This window comes from Pseudomonas sp. B21-028 (assembly GCF_024749045.1).
In the GTDB taxonomy this organism is placed as follows: Bacteria; Pseudomonadota; Gammaproteobacteria; order Pseudomonadales; family Pseudomonadaceae; genus Aquipseudomonas.
In genome coordinates this window covers 905,575-922,941 of the sequence record NZ_CP087184.1, presented here as the reverse complement: position 1 = coordinate 922,941, position 17,367 = coordinate 905,575, and the positions used below count along the sequence as shown (strand labels likewise).

Here is a 17,367-nt window from a genome sequence, read left to right as displayed (position 1 = left end):
ACGACGGCGATGCCGCCAGTATGCCGTGATCGACCCGGACTGTGCGATCACTTGCCGCGATTGAGTTGGCGCAGATTGCCGAGCACGGATTCCAGCGCCCGGTCGAACAGCAAAGTGTCGTCCAACAGGCGCGCGGCCCCTCGACGAAACTCCAGGGCCAGGCCGGTGCGGCTGTGTTCCTGTACCTTGAGGCCGGTACGGTTGACGAAGATATATTTGCCGGTGCTCTGGATGATCGCCGCCAGCTTGCAACGCAGGCTGTTGTCGTCATCCTCCTGGAACTCCACCCAGCTGCCCAGGCGCAATTGGTCGACCTGAAGCAGGCCCACGTCATCGGCCGGCAAGCGCACCGTCACGTTATCCGCCGGAACTTTGTAGGCGGGGCGCAGGACAATTTTCTCCCGCACCTCGATCATCACCGGCGCATCGGCCGACTGGGCCTGATCCGTGGCCTGGCCCATGCGCTGCAAAGCCTGCACGTGCAGGACTTCCAGTTCGCTGAAGAATTCACTGGTGGCGAACGGATCGAACGCCGAACGGCTCAACCCTTCGCGCAAGGCCTTGAGCAGCTCCGGCACCATGGCCAGCAAGCGCAGGCCGGCATCCGGCTCATCGTGATACTGGACACTCCAGATCAGTTGCTCCAGGGTCAGGACATCGGCCTTCCATTCGGCTGACTGCTCGCCATGCTTGAAGCCGGTCAGCAGCAGCACCTGGCTCCAGGCCTGCTGCACGAACTCCACCACGGCCTGGGGCAGCACCTTGCCGAGCATGACCTGATTCAACGCACCTTCGACCCGCTGACGTGCCAGCTCGGCCTTGGCCCGCCCTTCCTCGGCATCGCGGATACGCTGCTCGAGCAGCTCGCTGCGGCGTCGCTCGTCGCTGGTGAAGGCGAGAAACTCGGCCAGGACTTCGGAGAAAATCGCCGGGTCATCGACGAAGTCGTTCAACAGGCGTTGCACCACCTGTTCGATGCGCTGATAAAGGCTATCGCGCTGATGATCGTCGCAATCGCCCCAGCCCATGGCTGCGGCGGCAATTTCGTTAAGCAGTCGGCGGGCGGGATGATTGCCGCGACTGAAGAAACTCTTGTCCTGCACCGCGACCTTGAGCATCGGGATTTGCAGGCGGCCGATCAACGCCTTGAGGGAGTCCGGCAGGTTGTGGTCGTCGAGGATGAACTCGAACATCATCGCGATCAGGTTGATCACGTCCTCATCGGCACCTTCGACCACCCGCGACTTGCCGCTCTTGACGCTGACCCGGGTGAGCAGTTGTTCGAGCTGGCTGCGCAGATCGAACTCGTCCTGAAGCGTGGGGGCCGGCACGTATTGCTGCAAATGGGAGAGCAGGCGCAACAGGTCACGGGTCGAGATGGGCTGCGCCGGTGCGCTGGGCTCCAGGGTCGGGGCCACGCTGCCACGCACCTGCATCACCAGTTTCTGCAAGGCGGAAAACACTTCCTGCACACTGTCATCGACCTCGGCGGCCCGGGGCTTGGTCGAACGCTCTGGCGCGGAGCGCGGAGCATCGTCGGCACGATCCGACGCACGCCGGGACGGCGAAATCTTGAGATCCGACAGGATACCCGTGGCCGCCAGCAACTGGTTGGCCTCGGCATAGAACTGGTCGCACTCGCTGAGCACATACCGCTCGAACAGCTTCAGCAGGATCAGCTTGACCTTGATCTCCACTCCCAGGTTGCGCCCGGCCTGCAGAAAGGTCTCGCACAGCAGCGCCGGGCTCAGGGGATTCTCGGAATTCGCCATCGGTCGCGCCAGCAGTACGCTGAGCCGGGCCGTCAATTGGTCGAGGGAGGCCCCATCGCGACTGAGCACCCGGGTGACCATGGCTTCCACTGCCAGATGGCGCTCCAGATCGTCATGGGAGGACTGGACCGGAACACTCGGAGCAACGGCGGTGCTCAAGGAGGCGTGAGTCAGGTCGTACTGGGCGAGGCTGACGAACGCCTCGAAGAACTGCTCGATGAATTCGCGTTCGATACTCTTTCGCTTCAGGCGCAGGTCCCGCATGGCTTCGAAGAACAGATTCTGTTCGACATCGTTGCGCGCCCGGTCGGCCATTTCGAACAAGGTGTCGTCGGCGTTATCGAACAGCCTCTGCAAGCCAAGGCGCAGCTGTTGCGCGGCCTTGTCGCGAACCTGGAGCAGAATTACAGGCAAACGGGCGAGTGGCGAGCGATTCGCCTGATCGGTAGACGCCTTGCGCAAAGGCACTACATTCCCGTCGTTATACATCCTGACCTCCTGAAACGGCGTCCTTCGGCTGGCAACGTCAAAGTCATGACGTCAATCGAAAGGCGAATTATCTGTAAAAGAACCCCGTCGCACCAGAGGACTCTGTGACCCAGCTTGAAATACATCGAAATAAATGACCGGCAAATCGGCAAAACGTTGCGAGAAGCCGACCAAATGCAGGTCCTGGTGAACAATGTTTGTGCAACAGGACACTGGCCCTATAATCGGCGCACTTTGCCTGTGGAGCCCGTTATGCCGAACCTACGTCTCGCCGACCTGACCGCCGAAATCGAAGCCAACGTGCGCCGCGCATTGCTCGAAGACATCGGCAGCGGCGACATCACCGCGCAGCTGATCCCCGCCGAACGCCTGGCCAAGGCCACCATCATTACCCGCGAAGCCGCGATCATCAGCGGCACGGCCTGGGTCGACGCCGTGTTCCGGCAATTGGACCCGCGTGTCGCGGTGCATTGGCAAGTGCGCGACGGCGACCGAGCGAGCCCCGACCAGGCGCTGTTCCACCTCGAAGGCCCGGCCCGCTCCTTGCTCACCGGCGAGCGCAGCGCGCTGAACTTCCTGCAGATGCTCTCGGGCGTCGCCACCCGCGCCCGCTACCTGGCCGACTTCGTCGCCGACACCCAGGTCAAGCTGCTGGATACCCGCAAGACCCTGCCCGGGCTGCGCCTGGCGCAGAAGTACGCCGTGACCTGCGGCGGCTGCCATAACCACCGCATCGGTCTGTACGATGCCTTCCTGATCAAGGAAAACCACATCGCCGCCTGTGGCGGGATCGCCCAGGCGATCGCGGCCGCCCACAAGATCGCGCCGGGCAAACCGGTGGAAGTCGAAGTGGAAAGCCTGGCGGAATTGAAAGAAGCCCTGGCGGCCAATGCCGACATCATCATGCTCGACGAACTGAGCCTGGATGACATGCGTGAGGCCGTGCGCCTGAATGGCGGCAAGGCGAAGCTGGAGGCCAGCGGCGGGATCAACGAAAGCACCTTGCGGCCGATTGCCGAGACCGGGGTGGACTACATCTCGATCGGAGCGATGACCAAGGATGTGAAGGCGGTGGATCTGTCGATGCGGCTCAGTCTTTGAGAGCTGCAAGCTGCAAGCTGCAAGCGATTCGAGCTTGTCTTGGAGCTTGCAGCTTGAGGCTCGAAGCGGCCGTTAAACCACCAGATTATTCATCTCGCAGTACTCATCCCAATCCACTCCCAGCACCTCGGCAGCCTCCTTGTGCAAGGCCAGACGCTGCGCCTCGAACTCTTCAGGGGTGCTGGTGTATTTGAGCGTCAACTCCCAAGGCTGCAGCCCCTGGGCTTCGGCCTCGTCTTCGAAGGCCCACTGGATCTGGTCTTTCTGCTCGTCGGCGCTCAGGTTCCTGATTTCTTCCAGTAGCTGAGGCGTGTCCAGGGCGTATTTGCGCAGCGCTTCTTCGTGTCTGGCTTCTTGGGTCAGTTCTTTAGCCGTCATGTCGTTCTCGCTGATCGAAGGAATGGAAGATGGGACTGGATCATCAAGGATCTCTCTGACACAGAACCGCTGGCAGCGCGGTTTACCTGGTCCTTGGAACCATTCGTGGATCATTTGAAAACTGCTGGGCAATGCTCATGCAGGCAACGAATATAGGATGTTTTGTTGATGATTTACACGGCTCTTTACATCTGTCCCACAAAAATCTCGTCCCCTGTCAGCAGGAGGCCAAGGAACATATATCAGAACCCCCAGTCATAGCGATGTGCCACATCGGCACCTCATAAGGATTCTGTGATGCGCAGCTTTCCAACGTTACCGTCTATTCGGCTTGTTACCGCGACCCTACTGCTCGGCAGCCTGACATTGACCAGCGCCGCGCAAGCGGCTGTTGAAATCTCGTCCAGTTTTCCAGAGCCATCCGATGAGATTTCGGCCCTTCGCAGCTCCTTTGGCAACGACGTTTTCTACAAAACCGGTATCAGCATCGATAACTTGAAGGACACGCGGCAAACCGCCAAGGCCAACGCCACTGAGCTGGAAAGCCAAAAGCGCACCCTCGCCGAGCAGGCCCGCCAGATCGAAGAGCTCAAACGCAACGGCGGTTCCAGTTCCAATTCCAGCAGCCGGGAAATTGAAGAGCTCAAACGCACCGTCAAGGAACAGGAACGCGACCTGAACGACCTTGGCAAGCAAGTGGAAGAGCTCAAGCGTAATAGCGGTTCCAGCTCGGGTTCGAGCAGCAGCGAAATATCGACGTTGAAAGGAAAGATCAGCGATCAGGATCGCGAGATGGATCAGCTCAAGCGCATGGTTGAGGAGTTGAGCAGGAAGGTGAAGTAAGGAGAGAGGAGATCTTGCCCGAGACAGGAATCGAACCTGCGACCTTCGCGTTACGAGTGCGCTGCTCTACCGACTGAGCTACACGGGCGGTGAGCTAACCTAGCATCCAGTCCCGTGGCCAGGCAACCTGTGCCGCAGGGATTTTCCACACACAGCAAAACGCCCCGAACCAGTCGGGGCGTTTTGCTGTTCAGCGGTCCGGCGAAGGGGTGATTAAACGCCCGATGCCTTGGCCGCCGCCACGTCCTTGATGGACAGTTTGATACGGCCGCGGTTGTCCACGTCCAGTACCAGCACTTCCACTTCCTGGCCTTCTTTCAGGATGTCGGTCACCTTCTCGACGCGAGCATCGCTCAGCATGGAGATGTGAACCAGACCGTCCTTGCCCGGCAGGATGTTGACGAAGGCGCCGAAGTCGACGATGCGCTCGACCTTGCCGACGTAGATCTTGCCGATCTCGGCTTCGGCGGTGATGCCCAGGACGCGCTGGCGTGCTGCTTCTGCCGCTTCCTTGGTTTCGCCGAAGATCTTGATCGAACCGTCGTCTTCGATGTCGATCGAAGCCTTGGTTTCTTCGCAGATCGCACGGATGGTCGCGCCGCCTTTACCGATGACGTCACGGATCTTGTCGGTGTCGATCTTCATCGCGATCATGGTCGGAGCGTTTTCCGACAGCTCGGTGCGGGACTGACCGATCACCTGGTTCATCTGGCCGAGGATGTTCAGGCGCGCTTCCAGGGCCTGGCCCAGGGCGATTTCCATGATCTCTTCGGTAATGCCCTTGATCTTGATGTCCATCTGCAGTGCGGTTACGCCCTTGGCGGTACCGGCCACTTTGAAGTCCATGTCGCCCAGGTGGTCTTCGTCACCCAGGATGTCGGTCAGGACGGCGAATTTCTCGCCTTCCTTCACCAGGCCCATGGCGATACCGGCAACCGGTGCCTTCATCGGCACGCCAGCGTCCATCAACGCCAGGGAAGCGCCGCAGACCGAAGCCATGGAGCTCGAACCGTTGGACTCGGTGATTTCCGATACCACGCGGATGGTGTACGGGAACACGGCGGCGTCCGGCAGCATGGCCTGGACGGAACGACGGGCCAGGCGGCCGTGGCCGATTTCGCGGCGACCGGCGCCACCCATACGGCCGCACTCACCCACCGAGAACGGAGGGAAGTTGTAGTGCAGCATGAACGGGTCTTTCTTTTCGCCTTCCAGGGTGTCCAGCAGTTGCGCGTCACGGGCGGTGCCCAGTGTGGCAACGACCAGGGCCTGGGTTTCGCCACGGGTGAACAGCGCCGAACCGTGGGTCTTTGGCAGCACGCCGACTTCGATGTTCAGCGGACGTACGGTGCGGGTGTCACGACCGTCGATACGTGGCTTGCCGTTGACGATGTTCTCGCGAACGGTCCGGTATTCGATTTCACCGAAAGCAGCCTTGACGTCGGCAGCCGATGGCTGGCCTTCTTCGCCGGACAGCTTGGCAACGATCTGATCCTTCAACTCGCCCAGGCGTGCATAACGGTCGGCCTTGACGGTGATGGTGTAGGCCTGGGAAATCGCTTCGCCGAACTCGGCACGGATCGCGCCCAGCAGCTCGGTGGCTTCGGCTTGCGGAGCCCAGGTCCAGGTTGGCTTGGCGGCTTCGGCAGCCAGTTCCTTGACGGCGTTGATCACCACCTGGAACTCGTCATGGGCGAACAGCACGGCGCCCAGCATCTGGTCTTCGGTCAGTTCCTTGGCTTCGGACTCAACCATCAGCACGGCTTCGGAAGTACCGGCAACGACCATGTCCAGGCTCGAGGCTTTCAATTGCTCGTAGGTCGGGTTCAGCAGGTAGCCGGTGCTTTCATGGAACGCAACGCGGGCAGCGCCGATCGGGCCATCGAAAGGAATGCCGGAGATGGCCAGCGCAGCCGAGGTACCGATCATCGCAGCGATGTCCGGATCGGTCTTCTTGCTGGTGGAGACGACGGTGCAGACAACCTGCACTTCGTTCATGAAGCCTTCTGGGAACAGCGGACGGATCGGACGGTCGATCAGTCGGGAAGTCAGAGTTTCTTTCTCGGAAGGACGGCCTTCGCGCTTGAAGAAACCGCCAGGAATCTTACCGGCGGCGTAAGTCTTTTCCTGGTAGTGAACAGACAGAGGGAAGAAGCCCTTGCCTGGATCGGCTTGCTTGGCACCCACTACGGTCACCAATACGCTGACGTCGTCGTCAACGGTGACCAGCACTGCGCCGGAGGCCTGACGGGCGATACGGCCAGTCTCGAGGGTAACGGTCGACTGACCGAACTGGAATTTTTTGATTACCGGGTTCACGGTGTCCTACCTTCTTTGTGGCTCTTGGGGAACTTGTCTTCTTGCGAAATTCTTGGGCAGTGCGGGGAATCGGCCCAACGACTGTCCAGATAAAACTTGAGGCTGGGAGCCTGCCGGTTGCCGACGCAAAGCGCAGGCAACCGACAGACCACCAACCTCATAGCGCAATCGCTTATTAGCGACGCAGACCCAGGCGACCGATCAAGGCGCTGTAACGACTTACGTCCTTACCCTTGAGGTAATCCAGCAGCTTACGACGCTGGTTTACCATGCGGATCAGACCACGACGGGAGTGGTGGTCTTTACCGTTGGCCTTGAAGTGACCTTGCAGTTTGTTGATGTTGGCGGTCAGCAGTGCAACTTGCACTTCTGGCGAACCAGTATCACCAACAGCTTGCTGGTAGTCGGTCACGATCTGAGCTTTTTCTTCAACGCTGAGTGCCATGTGGCTTTCCTCTTGTGAGGTACCGTTTCCGGGGAAACCGTACCAACAGGCCAGGGACAGATCCCTGTATCTATAAATGAGTAGTGACCGTGCCTGTTAACAGCCACACTCGCCCGCCTGCTGTTACACTGGCGGGTTCCGGTCATTCCGACCGAATCAATCGACGCGGCGCAATGCGCCCGTCTTCGCTCACTTCACCGATACCGATGAAGCGACCGTTGTGATCCTGTACCCGGACCATGCCGAACTTCGGCGCATCCGGGGCGCGCACCGGCTGGCCGTTGAGCCAGTAGAATGCGCTGTGTTCCGAGAACTGCAACAGCGGCCAGTCCAGCAGCCCACTGTCCGATGGCATCAGGAAGCGGTCGACCGCTTCGTTGCCGCCTTCGGCATGTACCGCCTCGAGCTCCTCCAGCGTGACCGTCTGGGCCAGCGTGAAGGGGCCGGCCTGGGTCCGGCGCAACTCCGCCACGTACGCACCACAGCCGAGCTGCTCACCAATATCCTCCACCAGGGTCCGGATATAAGTGCCTTTGCTGCAATCCACGGCTAGCCGCGCAGTATTACCGGCAAAGGCCAGCAATTCCAAGCGCGCAATAGTAACAGAACGTGGTTCACGCTCCACTACTTCGCCTGCACGGGCCAGTTTGTACAAAGGTTGCCCATCACGCTTCAGGGCGGAGTACATCGGCGGTATCTGACTGATTTTCCCACGGAATCCGGGCAGCACCGCTTCGATATCAGCCTGACCAACGGTCACCGGGCGCTCGCGCAGAACCTCACCTTCGGCATCCGCCGTGGTAGTGGTCTTGCCCAGTTGCGCCAGGGTTTCATAACCCTTGTCGGAATCGAGCAGATATTGTGAGAACTTGGTCGCCTCGCCGAAGCACAGCGGCAGCACACCGGTGGCCAGCGGATCGAGGCTGCCGGTATGCCCGGCTTTCTCGGCATTGAGCAGCCAGCGAACCTTCTGCAAGGCGGCGTTGGAGGTGAACCCCAACGGCTTGTCGAGCAGGATGATGCCGCTGACGTTACGACGGATACGTTTGACCTGAGCCACCGGTTACTCCTTGGTGTCTTCGGGTTCAGCCGCGTGCTGACTGTCTTCAGCCACGGCACGCTCGATCAACGCTGACAGATGCGCGCCCCGGGCGACGCTTTCGTCGTAATGGAAATGCAGCTGTGGAACACTGCGCAGCTTCATTTCCCTGGCCAACTGCATGCGCAGGAAACCGGCGGCCGAGTTGAGCACCTTGATGCTCTGGGCGACGTCATCGGCGCCGTCCTGGCCCATCACCGTGATGAAAATCTTTGCATGACCGACGTCACGGCTGACTTCCACAGCGGTAATGGTGACCAGGCCGACACGCGGGTCTTTGACTTCGCGACGGATCAGCTGGGCCAGCTCGCGCTGCATCTGATCGCCGATTCGTTGGGTACGGCTATATTCTTTTGCCATGTCTTGCTACCTGTTACTGCCCCACGGTGAAACCCGTGAGGTCTGAAAGCGGCAAACGCCCGGCCTGACAAAAGCCAGACCGGGCGTTGCGTTTAGAGTCCGCCAGCGAAGCAGCGCATGTTCATGCGGCTACTCGATGCGGCTCTTGAAGTGCGCGAGTCAGAGGCTGCGAGCAACCTGGACCTTCTCGAAGACTTCGATCTTGTCGCCGACCTTGACGTCGTTGTAGCTCTTGACGCCAATACCGCATTCCATGCCGGCACGTACTTCGGAAGCGTCATCCTTGAAGCGACGCAGGGATTCCAGCTCGCCTTCGAAGATCACGATGTCTTCACGCAGTACACGGATCGGACGGTTACGGTGAACGACACCTTCGATCACCATGCAGCCGGCGATTGCACCGAATTTCGGCGAGCGGAACACGTCGCGAACTTCGGCCACGCCCAGGATGTTCTCTCGCACGTCGCTGCCCAACATACCGGTCAGGGCTTTCTTGACGTCTTCGATGATGTCGTAGATCACGTTGTAGTAACGCATATCCAGACCTTCCTGCTCGACGATCTTGCGAGCACCGGCATCGGCACGCACGTTGAAGCCGAACAGTACCGCGTTGGAAGCCAGTGCCAGGTTAGCGTCGCTTTCGGTGATACCACCGACACCGCCGCCGACCACGCGCACTTGCACCTCGTCGTTGCCCAGGCCGTTCAGAGCGCCCTGCAAGGCTTCCAGCGAACCACGGACGTCGGATTTGAGGACGATGTTGAGCGTCTTCTTCTCTTCCTGGCCCATGTTCTCGAAGATGTTTTCCAGCTTGCCGGCGTGAGCGCGAGCCAGTTTGACTTCGCGGAACTTACCTTGACGGAACAGAGCCACTTCACGGGCTTTCTTCTCGTCAGCCACAACGCTCATCTCGTCACCAGCGTCCGGCGTACCGTCCAGGCCGAGGATCTCGACCGGGATAGCCGGACCGGCTTCCTTGATCGGCTTGCCGTTCTCGTCGAGCATGGCGCGAACGCGGCCATAGTTCGAACCGACCAGTACCATGTCGCCCTGACGCAACGTACCGTCCTGAACCAGGACCGTGGCCACCGGACCGCGGCCCTTGTCCAGACGCGATTCAACCACGACACCACGACCAGGGGCCGATGGAGTGGCGGTCAGTTCGAGCACTTCGGCCTGCAGCAATACCGCTTCGAGCAGTTCGTCGACGCCGGTACCCATCTTCGCCGAAACCGGAACGAATGGCGTGTCGCCACCCCATTCTTCCGAGGTCACGCCGTGAACCGACAGCTCGCTGCGGATGCGATCGAGATCGGCGCCCGGCTTGTCGATCTTGTTCACCGCAACCACCAGCGGCACGCCAGCTGCCTGGGCATGCTGAACGGCTTCGATGGTCTGTGGCATCACGCCGTCGTCGGCCGCGACCACCAGGATCACGATGTCGGTCGCCTTGGCACCACGGGCACGCATGGCGGTAAACGCGGCGTGACCCGGGGTATCGAGGAAGGTGACCATGCCACGATCGGTTTCAACGTGGTACGCACCGATGTGCTGGGTGATACCGCCGGCTTCGCCAGCAGCTACCTTGGCACGACGGATGTAGTCGAGCAGCGAGGTCTTACCGTGGTCGACGTGGCCCATGACGGTCACGACCGGCGCACGAGGAACCGCTTCACCTTCGAACTTCAGGGACTCGGCCAGGGAATCTTCCAGGGCGGTGTCGCTGATCAGGGTCACTTTGTGGCCCAGTTCTTCGGCAACCAGTTGGGCAGTTTCCTGATCCAGTACCTGGTTGATGGTGGCCGGCGTACCCAGCTTGAACATGAACTTGATGATTTCGGCAGCCTTGACCGACATCTGCTGGGCCAGATCGCCCACAGTGATGGTCTCGCCGATCTTCACTTCACGCACGACAGGGCCGGTCGGGCTCTGGAAACCGTGGGCGTTGCGTTTCTTCAGCTTGGCCTTGCCGCGACCGCCACGACGGAAGCCATCGCTTTCTTCGTCGGTAGTGCGTGGAGCAACGCGTGGCGCCGGCGCCTTTTCCTTGACCGAAGCACGATGCGGAGCGTTCTTGCGCTCGCCATCGCCACCGCCACGACGGCTTTCGTCGGCACGTGGTTTGTCCGGACGACGCGGCTCGTCGCGCTTGCGAGTGTCAGCCGCAGGGGCAGGAGCTGCCTCCAGGACCGGAGCGCTTTCACGTACGGGCTCAGCCACCTGGGCAGGCGCCGCGACGGCTTCCGACGGAGCGGATTGCGCAGCGGTTGATGCAGGCTGACGACGCGCTTCTTCTTCGGCGCGGCGCTTGGCTTCTTCTTCAGCCTTCTGGCGCGCGGCATTTTCTACTGCGCGACGTTCATCCAGCTCGCGTTTGCGCTCGGCTTCGATTTCTTCCGGGCTGCGCTGCACGAAAACTTTCTTCTTGCGTACTTCCACGCTGATGCTTTTGCTACCGGCAACACGCAGGGTGCTGGTGGTTTTACGCTGCAGAGTGATCTTGCGCGGTTCTTCCACTTTCGCCTTGTGACTGCTCTTCAAGTGGGTCAGCAGGGACTGCTTCTCACTGTCGGTCACATGTTCCTCGGCGGCGGTGTGCGGCAGACCTGCCTCACGCATCTGCTGCAACAGGCGCTCTACCGGTGTTTTGACCTCATCGGCCAGTTGTTTCACCGTGACTTGCGTCATGCACTTCTCTCCTCAGGCCGCGCCTAATTACTCGAACCAGTGGGCTCGGGCGGCCATGATCAACTTGCCGGCACGATCATCGTCAATGCCGTCGATGTCGAGCAGATCGTCAATAGACTGCTCGGCCAGGTCTTCGCGGGTAATTACGCCGCGCACCGCCAGTTCCATCGCCAAATCCTTGTCCATGCCCTCAAGCGAGAGCAGGTCTTCGGCCGGATGGGCGTCTGCCAGCTTTTCCTCAGTAGCGATGGCTTTGGTCAACAAACGATCCTTGGCCCGAGCACGAAGCTCGTTGACGATGTCTTCGTCAAAGCCGTCGATGTTGAGCATTTCCTCCACCGGCACGTAGGCAATCTCTTCCAGGCTGGTAAAGCCCTCATCCACCAGTACCTGCGCCAGTTCCTCATCGACTTCGAGCTCTTCGATAAAGTTGCGCAGAATGTCACCGGTTTCAGCTTGCTGCTTGGCCTGGATGTCCGATTCGGTCATCACGTTCAGGGTCCAGCCAGTCAACTGGCTCGCCAGACGCACGTTCTGACCACCGCGACCGATGGCCTGAGCCAGATTGTCTGCGCCAACGGCGATGTCCATGGCATGGGCATCTTCGTCAACGATAATGGCCGCCACTTCTGCTGGCGACATGGCGTTGATCACGAACTGAGCCGGGTTATCGTCCCAGAGAACGATGTCCACGCGCTCACCGCCCAGTTCGCCGGATACAGCCTGGACACGTGAACCGCGCATGCCGATACAGGCACCTTGCGGGTCGATGCGCTTGTCCTTGGAGCGGACCGCGATCTTGGCACGCGATCCCGGATCACGGGAGGCAGCCATGACTTCGATCAGGCCTTCGGCGATTTCCGGTACTTCGATGCGGAACAGCTCAATCAGCATTTCCGGCGCGGTACGCGACAGAATCAGCTGCGGGCCGCGGTTCTCGGTGCGGATTTCCTTGAGCAGCGCACGCAGTCGCACGCCTACCCGGAAAGTTTCGCGAGAGATGATGTCTTCACGTGCCAACAGCGCCTCGGCGTTGTTGCCCAGGTCGACGATCACGTTGTCGCGGGTGACCTTCTTCACGGTACCGGAGATGATCTCGCCCAGTTTCTCGCGATAAGCGTCAACCACTTGCGCGCGCTCGGCTTCGCGAACCTTCTGCACAATGACCTGCTTGGCAGTCTGTGCAGCGATGCGACCAAACTCGATGGACTCGATCTTCTCTTCGACTACATCACCGACCTTGGCGCCAGGATGCGTTTCTGCAACCTTGCTCGGCCAGGTTTCGATAGCCGGATCATCCAGGTCGGCTTCCTCGACCACCGTCCAGCGACGGAAAGTTTCATAGGAACCGGTGTGGCGATTGATCTCCACACGCAAATCAACTTCGTCTTCAAACCGCTTCTTGGTAGCAGTGGCCAGAGCCAGCTCCAGCGCTTCAAAAATAACGTTAGCCGGTACGCCCTTTTCATTGGATACCGACTCAACAACCAGCAGTACTTCTTTGCTCATCGTACGCCTCGCCTTTCGCAAGCCATTGGATCCGCGGGATCCGCAGTATCTGGCACGTATCAGTCAAAACTGGGAATAATGTTGGCCTTGTCGATCATATCGATCGGCAACAGGAACTCATGGTCATCTACCTGCACCACGACGTCCTGCTCTTCTACACCGCGCAGAAGGCCTTGAAAGTTGCGTCGACCCTCAAAGGGCGAGCGCAGCTTGATCTTCACTTGTTCACCGGCAAACGAAGCGAACTGTTCAAGGCTGAACAGAGGGCGTTCCATGCCGGGCGAGGAAACCTCAAGGGTGTATTCGGAGCTGATTGGATCTTCAACATCCAGCACACCGCTGATCTGACGGCTGACGATGGCGCAATCATCCACCAACACGCCGCCTTCCTTATCGATATAAACGCGCAACAGTGAGTGGCGACCTTGAGCCGAAAACTCAATACCCCAGCATTCATAGCCAAGGGCCACGACCACCGGGGCCAACAAGGCCTGCAACTGTTCTAGCTTGCTCGACACCTGAACCCCCTCGTGCATGTTTGTGCATGCTGTGCAAATAAAAAAAAATGGGCGAATCGCCCATCCCTGAAACGCCGTCGAACAGCGGCGTTATAAAGTGTCCAGCTAACAAAAAGCCCCTTGGAAGGGGCCCTGAAACTGGTTGCGGGAGCCGGATTTGAACCGACGACCTTCGGGTTATGAGCCCGACGAGCTACCAGGCTGCTCCATCCCGCGACAAAGCTGGGGCGGAAGTATACGACCGATCCCTTACAGGGTCAATGTAACCCTTCCACCTACAGGAAAGCCCGCTATTGCGGGCTTTCCTGATTCAATTGGTACCGAGAAGGGGACTCGAACCCCTACACCCTATGGGCACAACCACCTCAAGGTTGCGTGTCTACCAATTCCACCACCTCGGCAATACAGCGTTTGAAACCTTCTTACTTCTGCTCTTGAGCTGGAGGCACGTCAGTCGCCGGGTTGGCCGACTTTTGCTCTTGAAGCACCGGAACATCATCAGAAGCCGGTTGTTGCTTTGGCGCTTCCAACACCGCCGGGCTTGGCAAACCTACTTGAGTCAGCTCATGAGCTTTCTCTTTAGCAAAGTAACCTAACCCTAAGCTGGTCAAGAAGAAACCGGCGGCAAGTATAGCAGTAAACTTACTAAGAAAGGTAGAGGAACCTTGGCTTCCGAACACAGTATTTGAAGCACCTGCACCGAAAGACGCACCAGCATCCGCACCTTTACCCTGCTGCAGCAATACCAGAGCAACTACGCCCAATGCACCCAGCAGATGAAAAACGACTACGACTGTTTCCAGCATTTTTTCAGTTTCCCGCGGCGCGACAGATCGCACCGAACTCATCTGCATTCAGGGACGCTCCACCAATGAGCCCCCCATCGATATCCGGCATGCCGAACAGTTCGACCGCATTGGCCGCCTTCACGCTGCCGCCGTATAGAAGCCGCACACCTCGTGCCACTTCAGAATTTTCTGCCGCCAACTGGGCGCGGATGGCGGCGTGCACATCCTGCGCTTGTTGCGGCGAAGCAGTCAGCCCGGTGCCAATGGCCCAGACCGGCTCGTAAGCTATGACTGCCTTTGCAAAAGCACCGACACCCAGGTCTTCGATGATGCTGCCCAGCTGACGCCCGACAACTTCAAGGGTCTTGCCGGCTTCACGCTGCTCGAGGGTCTCCCCTACGCACAACACCGGAATCAGACCGCAGGCCTGAGCCGCTGCAAACTTGCGAATCAGGGCCTTGTCCTGCTCACCCATGATCATGCGGCGCTCGGAGTGCCCGACAAGAACCAGGGAACACCCTGCATCCACCAGCTGACTTGGCGCAATTTCACCTGTCAGCGCACCTTGCATGGATTCCACCGCAGAATTCTGCGCGCCGATCGAAATCGACTTGCCCTTCAAGCCATCAACCACTTGATTGATATACAGGCAAGGCGGGAATACCGCGACATCAACACCGCTTGGCAAGGCCAGATGACGAAGGCCATTGATCAGCTCAGCGACGCTGGCGCGGGTACCGTGCATCTTCCAGTTACCAGCTACCATAGGGCGACGCATGCTGTACCTCGTCGGTCAAAGTGGGCGCAGATGTTACCCAACCGTTTCATGACTGGCAAGCCGAATTCAGGCAGAAACTTCAGTTACAAGCTTCGCCAGTTCTTCGGCATAACCGCGAACCTGTGCTTCGTCCTCGCCTTCGACCATGACACGCACCAGGGGCTCGGTACCGGACTTGCGCAACAGCACGCGCCCACGCCCCGCCATCGCCTGGGTCACGCGCTCGCTGGCCTGCTGGACCGTCGCATGCTCGATGGGGTTCGCCCCGCCACCGAAACGCACATTGATCAACACCTGCGGACATTTACGCAACGACTGGCGCGACAGTGCGAGGCTCTCGTTGCGGGCCTTGAGCGCCATCAATACCTGCAGAGCAGCAATAATTGCATCACCGGTGGTGGTGTGATCGAAGCACACGATATGACCGGAGTTCTCGCCTCCGATGACCCAGTTGCGCTCCAGCAGCTCCGAGATGACATAACGATCACCCACGTTAGCCCGCACGAATGGGATATCCAGGTCCGCTAGCGCCAACTCGAGCCCGAGGTTGCTCATCAGCGTGCCGACCACCCCGCCCTGGAGCTTGCCGCGTTCGTGCAGATCCCGTGCGATGATGAACAGCAGCTCATCGCCATCGACGACAGTCCCGGTGTGATCCACCATCAAGACCCGATCACCGTCGCCATCGAAGGCGATCCCGAGATCGGCCTGTTCGGCCAGGACCGCTGCCTGCAACGCGTCGGTATGGGTGGAACCACAGTTGTGGTTGATGTTCAACCCGTTAGGCTGGGCGGACAGCACAACCACCTCAGCGCCCAACTCGCGAAATACACTCGGAGCGACTTTATAGGTCGCACCGTGGGCGCAATCGACGACGATCTTCAACCCCGTGAAACTGGTACCGGTCGGCACGCTGCCTTTGCAGAACTCGATATAGCGACCCGAGGCATCATTGATCCGCGATACTTTGCCGATCTTGCTCGACTCAACCACCGTCATCGGTGTATCCAGCAGCTCTTCGATCATCAGCTCGACTTCGTCTGGCAACTTGGTGCCCTTGCCGGAGAAAAACTTGATGCCGTTGTCGTCATGAGGGTTATGAGAGGCACTGATCACGATACCCGCCTGTGCATGGAACGTACGCGTCAGGTAGGCAATGGCTGGTGTCGGCATCGGCCCCAGCAACATCACATCGGCGCCCGCCGAGGTCAGGCCGGCTTCGAGAGCCGACTCGAACATATAGCCGGAAATTCGCGTGTCCTTGCCGACCAACACCTTGCAGGCGCCCATCTTGCGGAACGCCATGCCGGCAGCCCAACCGAGCTTGAGCATGAAATCAGGGGTAATAGGGTATTCGCCGACCCGACCACGGATACCGTCGGTGCCAAAGTATTTCTTGCTCATAAGTGCTCCGTCATTCTTATTCGGCTGAATCTACCGCTGCGATCATCCGCACCACATCCATCGTTTCGGCCACATCATGCACCCGCAATATGCGCGCACCTTTTGTAATAGCCAGGGCCGCAAGAGCGAGACCACCAAACAGCCGCTCGCCCACCGGACGCCCCAAGGCATTGCCTATCATGCTTTTTCGCGACACCCCGACCAACAGCGGTCGACCCAGGGCGTGCAAGGCATCCATATGCTTGAACAGGCTCAGATTGTGGTCCAGGGTCTTGGCAAAGCCGAAACCGGGATCCAGCACCACCCGTTCGGCGGGAATGCCCGCCAGCGCGCACTGATTCATGCGCTCGGCCAGGAACTCGCCGACCTCCCTGGTTACATCGTCATAGTGAGGGTCGTTCTGCATGGTGCCCGGCTCGCCGAGCATGTGCATCAGACACACCGGCAACCCGGTCGCCGCCGCGGCATCCAGGGCTCCATCGCGCTGCAGGGAGCGGACATCGTTGATCAAGCCCGCTCCCAGGCGAGCCGTCTCACGTATGACCGCCGGCGTAGACGTATCGACCGAGATTATGACATCCAGTTCGCGGTGTATACGCTCGACCACCGGCGCCACTCTTTCCAGCTCCTCGACAGGCGAGACAGCCCGCGCACCCGGCCGGGTCGACTCGCCGCCGACATCGATCAGCGTCGCACCGGCTGCCACCATGGCCTCTGCATGCCGCAGAGCAGCATCGAGCTGACCATACCGGCCGCCGTCGGAAAAGGAATCGGGAGTGACATTGAGAATGCCCATGACATGCACATGGGCCAAATCAAGAACCCGGTTGCCGCAAGGCAACCGGGTCGAGGACAGAACAGAAGTCATTTCAAGCC

Annotated in this window: 15 protein-coding genes and 3 tRNA genes; 2 read left to right on the top strand and 16 right to left on the bottom strand. The window is 59.6% G+C overall.

All coding sequences use genetic code 11. From position 1 onward, the window contains the following. Positions 1-47: 47 nt before the first annotated feature. On the bottom strand, positions 48-2,261 hold the full coding sequence (locus tag LOY35_RS03980) for a DUF1631 domain-containing protein (RefSeq protein ID WP_258630827.1): 2,214 nt from the start codon (positions 2,259-2,261) through the stop codon (positions 48-50). 252 nt (positions 2,262-2,513) lie between these two features. On the opposite strand from LOY35_RS03980, the gene nadC reads away from it, so the two are divergent. Beyond that, on the top strand, positions 2,514-3,362 hold the full coding sequence (nadC, locus tag LOY35_RS03975) for a carboxylating nicotinate-nucleotide diphosphorylase (protein WP_258630826.1): 849 nt from the start codon (positions 2,514-2,516) through the stop codon (positions 3,360-3,362). A gap of 72 nt (positions 3,363-3,434) precedes the next feature. Here nadC and LOY35_RS03970 read toward each other — a convergent pair whose 3' ends face one another. Further along, the gene (locus LOY35_RS03970) at positions 3,435-3,740 is read right to left on the bottom strand and encodes a DUF6388 family protein (protein ID WP_258630825.1); all 306 of its coding nucleotides are present in this window, start codon (positions 3,738-3,740) and stop codon (positions 3,435-3,437) included. A 297-nt stretch (positions 3,741-4,037) separates the two neighbouring features. Here LOY35_RS03970 and LOY35_RS03965 point away from each other — a divergent pair, with 297 nt between their 5' ends. Further along, the gene (locus LOY35_RS03965; protein ID WP_258630823.1) at positions 4,038-4,583 is read left to right on the top strand and encodes a hypothetical protein; all 546 of its coding nucleotides are present in this window, start codon (positions 4,038-4,040) and stop codon (positions 4,581-4,583) included. 15 nt (positions 4,584-4,598) lie between these two features. Here the strand turns inward: LOY35_RS03965 and LOY35_RS03960 are convergent. The 14 genes from LOY35_RS03960 to folP all read right to left on the bottom strand — a co-directional run bounded on the left by LOY35_RS03960 (position 4,599) and on the right by folP (position 17,359). Further along, positions 4,599-4,671: transfer RNA gene (locus LOY35_RS03960), tRNA-Thr, on the bottom strand. A gap of 125 nt (positions 4,672-4,796) precedes the next feature. Beyond that, complete coding sequence (gene pnp / locus LOY35_RS03955) at positions 4,797-6,902, bottom strand: polyribonucleotide nucleotidyltransferase (RefSeq protein ID WP_258630822.1); 2,106 nt, start codon at positions 6,900-6,902, stop codon at positions 4,797-4,799. A 175-nt stretch (positions 6,903-7,077) separates the two neighbouring features. Next, positions 7,078-7,347: a 30S ribosomal protein S15 gene (gene rpsO / locus LOY35_RS03950; RefSeq protein ID WP_002555121.1), complete on the bottom strand. Its 270-nt coding sequence runs from the start codon at positions 7,345-7,347 to the stop codon at positions 7,078-7,080. Between the two features lie 142 nt (positions 7,348-7,489). Continuing rightward, complete coding sequence (truB, locus tag LOY35_RS03945; RefSeq protein ID WP_258630820.1) at positions 7,490-8,407, bottom strand: tRNA pseudouridine(55) synthase TruB; 918 nt, start codon at positions 8,405-8,407, stop codon at positions 7,490-7,492. A gap of 3 nt (positions 8,408-8,410) precedes the next feature. Further along, complete coding sequence (rbfA, locus tag LOY35_RS03940) at positions 8,411-8,806, bottom strand: 30S ribosome-binding factor RbfA (RefSeq protein WP_041024990.1); 396 nt, start codon at positions 8,804-8,806, stop codon at positions 8,411-8,413. Positions 8,807-8,965: 159 nt separating this feature from the next. Beyond that, positions 8,966-11,494 carry a translation initiation factor IF-2 gene (gene infB, locus LOY35_RS03935; protein WP_258630819.1) on the bottom strand — a complete coding sequence of 843 codons (2,529 nt, stop codon included), beginning with the start codon at positions 11,492-11,494 and terminating at the stop codon, positions 8,966-8,968. Positions 11,495-11,521: 27 nt separating this feature from the next. Beyond that, the gene (gene nusA, locus LOY35_RS03930; RefSeq protein ID WP_024779944.1) at positions 11,522-13,003 is read right to left on the bottom strand and encodes a transcription termination factor NusA; all 1,482 of its coding nucleotides are present in this window, start codon (positions 13,001-13,003) and stop codon (positions 11,522-11,524) included. A gap of 59 nt (positions 13,004-13,062) precedes the next feature. Next, complete coding sequence (gene rimP, locus LOY35_RS03925; protein ID WP_258630818.1) at positions 13,063-13,521, bottom strand: ribosome maturation factor RimP; 459 nt, start codon at positions 13,519-13,521, stop codon at positions 13,063-13,065. Positions 13,522-13,660: 139 nt separating this feature from the next. Next, positions 13,661-13,737 (bottom strand) — tRNA-Met (locus LOY35_RS03920). Positions 13,738-13,836: 99 nt separating this feature from the next. Continuing rightward, a tRNA-Leu gene (locus LOY35_RS03915) sits at positions 13,837-13,922 on the bottom strand. Positions 13,923-13,943: 21 nt separating this feature from the next. Beyond that, positions 13,944-14,327 carry a preprotein translocase subunit SecG gene (gene secG / locus LOY35_RS03910; protein ID WP_258633471.1) on the bottom strand — a complete coding sequence of 128 codons (384 nt, stop codon included), beginning with the start codon at positions 14,325-14,327 and terminating at the stop codon, positions 13,944-13,946. A 4-nt stretch (positions 14,328-14,331) separates the two neighbouring features. Next, on the bottom strand, positions 14,332-15,087 hold the full coding sequence (gene tpiA / locus LOY35_RS03905; protein WP_258630817.1) for a triose-phosphate isomerase: 756 nt from the start codon (positions 15,085-15,087) through the stop codon (positions 14,332-14,334). A gap of 66 nt (positions 15,088-15,153) precedes the next feature. Continuing rightward, complete coding sequence (gene glmM / locus LOY35_RS03900; RefSeq protein ID WP_258630816.1) at positions 15,154-16,491, bottom strand: phosphoglucosamine mutase; 1,338 nt, start codon at positions 16,489-16,491, stop codon at positions 15,154-15,156. A 16-nt stretch (positions 16,492-16,507) separates the two neighbouring features. Next, a complete protein-coding gene (gene folP, locus LOY35_RS03895) occupies positions 16,508-17,359 on the bottom strand; it encodes a dihydropteroate synthase (RefSeq protein WP_258630814.1) in 852 nt (283 codons plus the stop codon). Between the last annotated feature and the right edge of the window lie 8 nt (positions 17,360-17,367).

What these genes read in the sequence shown, in the direction of transcription:
- LOY35_RS03980 (WP_258630827.1), bottom strand. Translation starts at nt 2,261, where the DNA reads ATGTATAACGACGGGAATGTAGTGCCTTTGCGCAAGGCGTCTACCGAT.
- nadC (WP_258630826.1), top strand. Translation starts at nt 2,514, where the DNA reads ATGCCGAACCTACGTCTCGCCGACCTGACCGCCGAAATCGAAGCCAAC.
- LOY35_RS03970 (WP_258630825.1), bottom strand. Translation starts at nt 3,740, where the DNA reads ATGACGGCTAAAGAACTGACCCAAGAAGCCAGACACGAAGAAGCGCTG.
- LOY35_RS03965 (WP_258630823.1), top strand. Translation starts at nt 4,038, where the DNA reads ATGCGCAGCTTTCCAACGTTACCGTCTATTCGGCTTGTTACCGCGACC.
- rpsO (WP_002555121.1), bottom strand. Translation starts at nt 7,347, where the DNA reads ATGGCACTCAGCGTTGAAGAAAAAGCTCAGATCGTGACCGACTACCAG.
- rbfA (WP_041024990.1), bottom strand. Translation starts at nt 8,806, where the DNA reads ATGGCAAAAGAATATAGCCGTACCCAACGAATCGGCGATCAGATGCAG.
- infB (WP_258630819.1), bottom strand. Translation starts at nt 11,494, where the DNA reads ATGACGCAAGTCACGGTGAAACAACTGGCCGATGAGGTCAAAACACCG.
- nusA (WP_024779944.1), bottom strand. Translation starts at nt 13,003, where the DNA reads ATGAGCAAAGAAGTACTGCTGGTTGTTGAGTCGGTATCCAATGAAAAG.
- secG (WP_258633471.1), bottom strand. Translation starts at nt 14,327, where the DNA reads ATGCTGGAAACAGTCGTAGTCGTTTTTCATCTGCTGGGTGCATTGGGC.
- tpiA (WP_258630817.1), bottom strand. Translation starts at nt 15,087, where the DNA reads ATGCGTCGCCCTATGGTAGCTGGTAACTGGAAGATGCACGGTACCCGC.
- glmM (WP_258630816.1), bottom strand. Translation starts at nt 16,491, where the DNA reads ATGAGCAAGAAATACTTTGGCACCGACGGTATCCGTGGTCGGGTCGGC.
- folP (WP_258630814.1), bottom strand. Translation starts at nt 17,359, where the DNA reads ATGACTTCTGTTCTGTCCTCGACCCGGTTGCCTTGCGGCAACCGGGTT.